The sequence below is a fragment of the Rhodanobacter thiooxydans LCS2 genome (assembly GCF_000264375.1).
Lineage (GTDB): Bacteria > Pseudomonadota > Gammaproteobacteria > Xanthomonadales > Rhodanobacteraceae > Rhodanobacter > Rhodanobacter thiooxydans.
The window spans coordinates 1-7321 of sequence record NZ_AJXW01000012.1 but is presented as its reverse complement, the minus strand read 5'-3'; the positions used below and the strand labels follow the sequence as shown (position 1 = coordinate 7321).

General features: G+C 63.7%; 5 protein-coding genes. 3 read left to right on the top strand and 2 right to left on the bottom strand.

All coding sequences use genetic code 11. The annotated features are described in order from the left end of the window. Window positions 1-658: 658 nt before the first annotated feature. Both UUA_RS03585 and UUA_RS03580 read right to left on the bottom strand, forming a co-directional pair. The gene (locus UUA_RS03585) at window positions 659-1570 is read right to left on the bottom strand and encodes an arginase family protein (protein WP_008434328.1); all 912 of its coding nucleotides are present in this window, start codon (window positions 1568-1570) and stop codon (window positions 659-661) included. After that, a complete protein-coding gene (locus tag UUA_RS03580) occupies window positions 1563-2633 on the bottom strand; it encodes a GNAT family N-acetyltransferase (RefSeq protein WP_008434327.1) in 1071 nt (356 codons plus the stop codon). The genes UUA_RS03585 and UUA_RS03580 overlap by 8 nt, the downstream gene beginning before the upstream one ends. A gap of 91 nt (window positions 2634-2724) precedes the next feature. Between UUA_RS03580 and UUA_RS03575 the strand changes: the two genes are divergently transcribed. From UUA_RS03575 to UUA_RS03565, 3 genes are all read left to right on the top strand, one after another. Further along, on the top strand, window positions 2725-2997 hold the full coding sequence (locus tag UUA_RS03575; protein ID WP_008434326.1) for an acyl carrier protein: 273 nt from the start codon (window positions 2725-2727) through the stop codon (window positions 2995-2997). After that, complete coding sequence (locus UUA_RS03570; RefSeq protein WP_008434325.1) at window positions 2997-4229, top strand: beta-ketoacyl-[acyl-carrier-protein] synthase family protein; 1233 nt, start codon at window positions 2997-2999, stop codon at window positions 4227-4229. The genes UUA_RS03575 and UUA_RS03570 overlap by 1 nt, the downstream gene beginning before the upstream one ends. A 640-nt stretch (window positions 4230-4869) precedes the next feature. Beyond that, window positions 4870-7074, top strand: a complete 2205-nt coding sequence (locus UUA_RS03565) for an AAA family ATPase (RefSeq protein WP_039953496.1) — start codon at window positions 4870-4872, stop codon at window positions 7072-7074. The last annotated feature ends 247 nt before the right edge of the window (window positions 7075-7321 follow it).

Genomic DNA, 7321 nt, shown 5'->3' with positions numbered 1-7321 from the left:
GCCGCAAGAAGTGTTCGAGCGCTCGTTCAAACACGCTGCACTTCGGAGTTGAATCCGCCGATGGCACAAGCAGCCCAAATACAGAAGAAACCACAAGCGTGGCGGCGCGTACTCGGAATAACGTTATGCAATCGCGCATAGCTCGGTCCCCCTTGGTGTATTTGATAAATACTAGCCATTACCGCACCTGACGAAGCGACGTAGTAAGCAGAGTGTTATTCAGAACAAGAATTTAGCAAAACCAGAGAAATCCCCTCTTCGGCATACATTGATGCTCATACGTAAAGAGGAAAGCGTGACCTCTCGACGTGCCATCCGTTGTATTGGAGATGCTCTGGACAGTAGGAATGAAAACGGCCAGCGACCCCTAGCAGCTAAATGGGCCATAACCGCTTCGCTTCACCGAGGCACAAAAAGTAAGGCAGGGGGTCAAGCCGTGCGTCGGCACGGCGGTGGGTTGCCCTGAACTGGTGCCGCGACCTGGACAAAACCCAGTTGCGCTCCTGCGCAGGCTCTCCAAGGTCCTCTGTCGGAATGCCGTCATCCTTGACATCAGCTACTCCCCGGTTGCTGAATGTTAGGCCGTTGATAAGCGACGCGGCTTTGGCCCAGATAGCACAAACACGGTACGTCGTCGAGAATATTTTTTTTTGGGGGGTCACGGACCACTTTTCATACTGTTGAACTGTGCTGGCCCTAGCGCCGCGATCGCCTGCAGCAGTTCGAGATTCAGCGCGTGCTGCTGCGCCTGCCAGTCAGCAAGTTGCGCGGTGTCGATCACCGGCTGCTCGTCCAGCGCCGACAGCTTGCGCTTCCACCAGCTGCGATAGCGATAGTGCGAAATCTCGCCGTTGATGTCGCTGCCGAGCAGGCCGTGGCGCAGGCTGCCGATCAGCGCCCGCGCGTGGTCGAGTTGCAGGCGCCCCTGGTCCCAGTTCGTCCGCGCCACGTCGGCGGCGAACACGTCCTTGTCGATCGACAGGTAGCTCGGCGCGTTCTGCGTGCGCTGGAACTCGACGAACGCATCGACCAGCGCCTCGGCGCTGTCGAAACCGCGGAACGCACGCGCCAGGCCCAGCCCGCGCGACCAGCGCGTGTCCAGGCCGATGCTCCAGTAGCTCAGCTTGCCGCGCCGCAGCGGCGCCAGATAGTTCTCCCACGCGTGGCCAGCGCCGATGTCGGCGGAGGTGATGCCGAGCACGTGCACGTGGCTTACCTGCGGCAGCAGCGCCACCTTGCGCACCCACGAGCCGCAGTGCACGCCGAACGGGAAGCGCATGTTGTCCGGGTGGTTGTCCAGCACCACCACCTGGAACGGCACCTCGCTGCGCACGCGTTCGATCAGCGGCCAGCTCAGATGATGGAAGTCACCGCTGCCGGTGAACACGGTGCCGTGGCGTTCGGGTAGCAGCTGCTGCAGCATGGTGCGGAAGCGTTGTATCGTCTGCAGCGAACAGCCGAAGCGGATCGACTCCTGCCAATGCTCCAGCGGCAGCACCAGGCGGCCCGGCAACGGCCCCACCGAGTTGTCGATATCCAGCACCACCGGGCGCCCCGTCAGCCTATCCATCGACCGCCTCCGCCGCCGCCTGCCACTGGCGGTCGCTCTCGAAATGGCTGCCCAGCCGGCGCAGCAGCGCGCGCAGCAGCGGGTTGCGCGCGTACACCGCGTGGCGGGTGAAGGTGAAGCTCGCGCCGAGGAAGGACTTCACTTCCGGGTCGGTCCAGCCGGCCACGTAGTGGCTCAGGCCGCGTTCGCGCGCGTAGCCGAGGTTGTGCATCCAGCTCACGAAGTACAGGTTGTGCTCGCGCGCTTCGGGGTAGGCGAAGCCGATGTACTTGTCGACCAGCTTGCCACCGTGTTCGTAGCAGAGGTTCCAGCCGATCATCCTGCCGGCGTGGCGGTACACGAACACCACCCCGCCGCTGGCCGCGTCCTGCAGCAATAGGCGGAAGAACGCCGCGCTGAGGCGGTCGAAGTGGATCTCGCTTTGCGCGTACACGTTGTCGAACAGCGCGTGGAACGCCGCCAGCGTGGCCTCGTCGCGGAAGCAGGCGTCGCCGGTGCGCAGCGTCTCGATCTCGAGGTCGGCGTGCGAGCGCAGCTTGCGCCTGATGTTCTTGCGCCGGCCGGGCGACAGCCGGGCCAGGTACTCGTCGTCCGAGCCGAAGTCGATCGGCACGAAGGCCAGCGCCTGGCCTTCCAGCAGCACGAAGCCCTGCGCTTCGCAGGCGGCGGCGAAGGCGCGCGCGTGGGCGTTCGCGGCGGCGTCCAGCAGCGGCGACTCCTGCGCGATGTCCTTCACGATCAGCAGCCGGCACTCGCGTCCGAATGCAGCCTTCAGTCCCTGCGCCAGCAGCGTGGGCGACACGCCGGCGGGCAGCGGCGCGTACTCGCTCACCGTGGTGCCGGCGAAGCGGGTGCGCCAGCGCAGCAGCCGGCTCCAGCGGTGGTACAGCGGCAGCGCGGCCACGCGGCGGCGCAGCGGTGCGTCGGCAGTGGTCAGCAGGTCGAACGGCGCCACGAACGCCGGCATGCCCTGCGGCGAATGGTCCACTGCGAAGCCGTGCGGCGGCTCCAGCATGAACGCCGCGAGCAACGCATCCGGTTCCAGTTGCGAAATGAAAGGCATGAGTAAGCGAGTTTGCCTAGACTGTGTGCCAGCCTGCACGAGACACCTTGCGCGGGCCTTCCATCACTGTCTGCCACCGAAGGACATCGTCATGACCGCAACGATCCAGCAGCAGTTGTTCGAGATCATCGCCAAGCAGGCCAAGATCGACGTGGCGACGATCCGGCCCGAATCCACCCTGAAGGACCTGGGCATCGCCTCGCTGGAGGCGATCGAGATGATCTTCGACATCGAGGAGCATTTCAACATCAACTTCCCCGACCAGCAGGGCGCCAACTTCGACACCGACACCGCGCAGAGCCTGGTCGATGCGGTGCAGAAGGCGTTGGATGACAAGGCCGCCGCGGGCGAAGGAAGCAAGTGATGCCCACCGTATCGACGCGCCGGGTGGTGATCACCGGCATGGGCGCCATCAGCCCGCTCGGCGTAGGCGCAGCGGCGCTGTGGCAGGGCCTGCGCGAGGGCCGCAGCGCGATCGGCCCGCTGCGTCACGTCGACGCCGGGCGCCTGCGGGTGAAGGTCGCCGCCCAGGTGCCGGAGAGTTTCGACCCTGCCGCGCACATCGACGAGCGCACCCTGCCCCTGCTCGACCGCACCTCGGAGTTCGCGCTGCACGCGGCGCGCGAAGCGGTGGCGCAGTCCGGCGTGGACTTCGCCGGCAACGGTCTGGGCCAGCGCACCGCAGTGATCGTGGGCACCGGCGTCGGCGGCGAGACCACCCAGGACGAGCAGAGCCGGCGCCTGTACGCCGAGAACGCTCCGCGCGCGCACCCGCTCACCATCGTGCGGCTGATGACCAACGCCTCGGCCAGCCAGATCAGCATCGCGTACGGCCTGCATGGCCCCACCTATGCGGTGGCCAGCGCCTGCGCCTCGGCCAACCACGCGATCATCCAGGCCGCGCAGATGATCCGTTACGGCATGGCCGACGCCGCCGTCACCGGCGGCACCGAAGCCTGCCTCACCTACGGCGCGCTGCGTGCATGGGAAGCGATGCGCGTGCTCGCCGACGACACCTGCCGCCCGTTCAGCGTCAACCGCCGAGGCCTGGTGCTGGGCGAAGGCACCGGCATCTTCGTGCTGGAATCGCTGGAGCATGCGCGAGCGCGCGGCGCCACCATCCTCGCCGAACTCGCCGGCACCGGCATGAGCGCCGACGCCAGCGACATCGTGATGCCCAGCGCCGAAGGCGCCGCGGCCGCGATGCAACAGGCACTGCAGGAAGCCGAACTGAACCCCGGCGACGTGGACTACATCAACGCCCACGGCACCGGCACCCAGGCCAACGACGTCACCGAAACCCGCGCCATCCGCCTCGCCTTCGGCGCGCACGCCGACCGCCTCGCGGTGTCCTCCACCAAATCCATGCACGGCCACGCCCTCGGCGCCTCCGGCGCACTGGAACTGGTCGCCGCGATCGGCGCACTGCGCGACAACGTAGTGCCACCCACCGCGAACCTGGACAAGGCCGACCCCGCCTGCGACCTCGACTACGTGCCGAACACCGCGCGCGAGATGCCGGTGCGGGCGGTGCTCAGCAATTCGTTCGCGTTCGGCGGGTTGAACGCGGTGCTGGCGTTGAAGCGGGCGCCCTGAGCGGCGTCGCCTCAAACAAGCCCGCCCCTCACTCGTCATTCCTGCGAAGGCAGGAATCGCACCTCACCTGTCGTGCAAAACGACGCATGCCTTGCAGGCACGCGCTCGCGCGCGATGCTCTTGCTTGGCGCGACGGCATTTGAGAGCAAGAGCTTTCGTCTGCCTTCGGCAGCCGAGTTACTTTCTCTTTGCGTGGCCAAAGAGAAAGATAACCAAAGAGAAAGGCCACCCCGCTTGGCGCTTGCCGCCCATCCATGGGCGGCAAGTCCGTGAGCCGGGGCCGGGCTTTTCGACAGGGCATCCTGCCCTGGCGAAAAGGCATCGGCATCCATGCCGATGCCCGCTACGCGGCCTGTCGACCCCGCCTCACCGCTGCACAGGGGCCCCGGGTAGAGCAGCGGGCCTTCGTGGCCCGCACTTTCAGAAAAAGCCGGAGCAAAGCCGGAGCAAAGCCACAGCAGCGCACGCGGACTGTCACGTTCCTAGGGGCAAGAGTTGCAGAGACAATTGCTGAGCGACCGCTTGCGACCCATAGCGGTCGGTGCTGAGGGATCGGTGTGATGACAGCGGCGACAGGCGCACTGCGGTAGATTGTCGGGAGGATAGGCGCTCATGACGAGCCATGCTTTTAGGGGGAAGCATGCTTCGACGAATTGAATCCATCTCTCAATCGGCAGTTTGGGACGGCTATGACGGACGAACGAGCCCAGCGCCTGACTTCGCTCGATACAACCTGATCTATGGCTGGAACGCTTCCGGCAAGACAACCCTTTCCCGTGTCTTCGGGCTATTGAACAAGAGCTCCCCAAATCGGCTGCCGACCGGCGCATTTGTACGAGTCAGCGTTGGGCAGGATGTGCTGGATAGCCGGAAAGAGCAGGATCGAGGGAGGATTCCCGTCTGCATCTTCAACCGGGACTTCATCGACGCAAACCTGCAGCAGGATGACTACACGCGAGCGCCTGCCTTGTTCATCGTGGGCGAAGACAACATTCGGCTGGGTAACCGCATTGCGTCGTTGACCCGACGGCGGGAACGTGTGTTGACGATGTATCGCTCGGTCCAAAAGAAGCAGATCGAGACGAATGCCGCCAAGGAGAAAGCGGCCACTGACCTAGCCAGAGAGTGCGGAACGATGCTGGGTGTCCGCGACTTTAGGGCACCAAACCTGAAAACAATCCAGCACGGCCTGACCGCACCGGGTGACCATCTTCTCGACGCCGCCACCTTGCAAGTATTGGTTAACCAAGCGCGCGACCAGAGTGACTTCGCTCCCATTCGCAACCTGCCAGTGGTGCTCCCTCCGCTCCCGCCTGGGGTAGATGACGTTGCTGGGTTGTTGCGGGAGACACCCAGGCAGAACACGATCAAGCGCTTGGCTGACGACCCCTCGCTAAGCGATTGGGTGCGTACCGGCCTGCGCTTTCATGAGCACAGCACCGCCTGTGCCTTCTGCGGAAACGATGCGGCGCAAGCGCTGGAAGCCTACGCTGACCATTTCTCGGACGAATATCGCCGGCAGCACGCTGCTATCACGGCGGCAATCGGACAGCTGGAACAGCCTAGGCAGGCGCACACGTTTCCTCATGAAAAGGAGTGGGTTCCCGATGTCCGGGCCAAGGTCCGGGAAGTATTGAGCCGGCTATTGGGTTGGGAAGCTCGGGAAGGCGAGATTCGTGCGACTTGGGCCGGCCTGCTGAGGGAGAAGCTTGCCAATATGGAGACGGCATTCACCGTGGAGGCGGTTGAAGATCGAGCTCCGGAGTTGGCGGTCATCTTGGCGGAGCTTCATCAAGCAAAGGACGACCACAACCTTGCCTGTGACGAACTTGCTTCCAGGCTTCGGAGCGCAGCCGACAAAGTGAAGGAACATTTCGCAGCTCGGTTTGTGCTCGACCCCGGAGCAGCGGAAGCGATCGCGTTCTTGAGCGAGGTCGAAGCGGCTTTAGGGCGAATCAAGGCCGTCGGGCAGAAGATCGCAGCACAATCGACGGCGGCCAATACCGAACTACAGCGTAGTTCGGTGGCTACCAATCAAATCAATGAACTACTGAAGCGGTTGCTTGGACCAAGCATCTCCGTCGAGCAGGCTCAGGACAATCGGATTCAGTTCATCCGCGAAGGTCAGCCAGCCACCAATATGAGTGACGGTGAGCGGACGGCGATCTCACTGGCGTACTTCCTGGTCAGCTTGGGGCAGAACGGTCAGCGACTTGAGGATCTGGTCGTCTTCGTGGATGACCCGATCTGCAGCCTGGACGCCAACCACATCTATGACGTGGCCTACCTGCTCATCACGAGCCTAAAGACGTGTCGGCAGCTCTTCATTTCGACGCACAACTCGGAGTTCTTCAACACGATCAAGCAGGACTGGGCTGACCGCGGAGGTAAGTTCAAGCCGCAACATGTGGCATATCTCGTCTCCCGGCAGGGCGGAGGTACCAGCCAGCTTCTCGTGCTGCCGGATCACCTGGCGAAGTTCCGTTCCGACTATCACCACGTCTTCTACTGCCTACGCCAGTTCCAAGCGAGCACTAGCCTGGAGGTTGATGCCTACCTGAGTTGTCCGAACTTGCTCAGACGGTTCTTGGAGATGTATCTCGGCTTCCGGCGGCCCACACCCAAGGGCTACCAGACCAAACTCGATGTGCTGTTCGACGACGAAGTGGAGCGACGCGCGATCGCAAGATACGTGGACGAAGGGTCGCATGGTGCATCAACGCTCCGCCTGCTGGAGTTCTCCGACTTCCCTGCAGTTTCGCGAGAAATGGTAGAGCGCGTTATGCAGGCATTGGAGCGCGTGGACCCTGATCACTATTCAGTGTTGGTGGCGGAAACCACCTAGGGATCTAGGTCCGCTTTTTGGCCGATAGAAGACGTTCCCTTTGCCCGCCGCGTCCCGCTCTTGCAACCGCAAAGCGGTTGCGCACCGAGTGCGCGCCGGGATGGCGCGCTGCTCTACCCGGGGCCCCTGTGCGGCGGTGAGGCGGGGGCGACAGGCCGCGCAGCGGGAACCGACAGGATGTCGGTTCCTTTTCGACAGCACATGGATGTGCTGTCGAAAAGCCCGGCCCCGGCTCACGGACTTGCCG

Excerpts from the sequence above, each read along its gene's own strand:
- UUA_RS03585 (WP_008434328.1), bottom strand. The coding sequence starts at position 1,570 with ATGGATAGGCTGACGGGGCGCCCGGTGGTGCTGGATATCGACAACTCG.
- UUA_RS03580 (WP_008434327.1), bottom strand. The coding sequence starts at position 2,633 with ATGCCTTTCATTTCGCAACTGGAACCGGATGCGTTGCTCGCGGCGTTC.
- UUA_RS03575 (WP_008434326.1), top strand. The coding sequence starts at position 2,725 with ATGACCGCAACGATCCAGCAGCAGTTGTTCGAGATCATCGCCAAGCAG.
- UUA_RS03570 (WP_008434325.1), top strand. The coding sequence starts at position 2,997 with ATGCCCACCGTATCGACGCGCCGGGTGGTGATCACCGGCATGGGCGCC.
- UUA_RS03565 (WP_039953496.1), top strand. The coding sequence starts at position 4,870 with ATGCTTCGACGAATTGAATCCATCTCTCAATCGGCAGTTTGGGACGGC.